A 937-nucleotide genomic window follows, 5' to 3' on the forward strand; every position below is an offset into this window, starting at 1 on the left:
CGAATGTCACCGTTGACCAGCGGCTCCAGATAGCGCTTTTTCTGCTCGTCGGTTCCATGCTCGATCAGCGTGAGCATCGTCGCGTCCTGGGGGCCCATGCAGTTCATCGCCCAGGCACCCAGGTGACTGAAGGCGCGCCCGACCTCGACCTGCACGACCGCGTTCGCCAGATGACCGAGGCCCATTCCGCCGTATTCGACCGGAACGAACGGGCACCACAACCCGGCAGCGCGCGCTTCGGCCTGAAGCTCTTTAACGATTTCGAAGAAGGGCCGCGCGCCGACTTGAGGCTCGGCTGGCAGCACAACGTCGTCGATGAATGCGGCGACACGGGCACGCAGTTGCTGAATCTCCGCCGGGAGCTCGAAATCGATCATGTGACATACGCTGACAGGATTGACAGTAACTGTCAACACCGTTAGCGTCAGTGCATGACTTCGACTGCGACGCTGCTCGACGTCGATCGGCTCGATTCGTGGATCGGGGACCAGTTGCCCGGTTGTGGGACCCCGATGACGGCTGAACGGATCGGCGAGGGGACCGGAACGGCAAACGTGTCGTTCCGGGTGGCGCGCGGTGAACACGCCTGGGTGTTACGTCGGCCGCCGGCGGTCAAGAACCACCCCACTGCCTCGAATACATTGCGGGAGTGGCGCATCCTGCGGGCTTTGGAGGGCACCGACGTGCCCCATCCACCGCCGGTGCTCTACTGCGAAGATGCCGAAGTGCTGGGCACCGAGTTCATGTTGATGGGCGTGGTGGATGGATTCACGCCGGGGTTCGAGCTGCCCGAACCCTTTCTCGGTGACATCACCCTGCGGCACGGCCTAGCGATGGCCTACGTCGACGGACTGGTCCACCTGGCCGCGGTGGACTGGCGACGGCGCGGTCTGGCTGACCTTGGCAAGCCCGAGGGATTTCTGGAGCGTCAAGTGCC

2 protein-coding genes are annotated in these 937 nt (G+C 63.7%); one reads left to right on the forward strand and one right to left on the reverse strand.

Annotated elements, in window-relative coordinates; translation table 11 throughout:
* A partial coding sequence (locus A5692_RS30450; RefSeq protein ID WP_197514508.1) for an acyl-CoA dehydrogenase family protein occupies window positions 1–377 on the reverse strand: 377 nt, incomplete at its 3' end.
* 54 nt (window positions 378–431) lie between these two features.
* Here A5692_RS30450 and A5692_RS30455 point away from each other — a divergent pair.
* Window positions 432–937, forward strand: a 506-nt coding sequence (locus A5692_RS30455) for a phosphotransferase family protein (protein ID WP_156765872.1), incomplete at its 3' end; no start/stop codon positions are given.

The organism is Mycobacterium sp. E342, assembly GCF_001667665.1.
Classification (GTDB): Bacteria; Actinomycetota; Actinomycetes; order Mycobacteriales; family Mycobacteriaceae; genus Mycobacterium.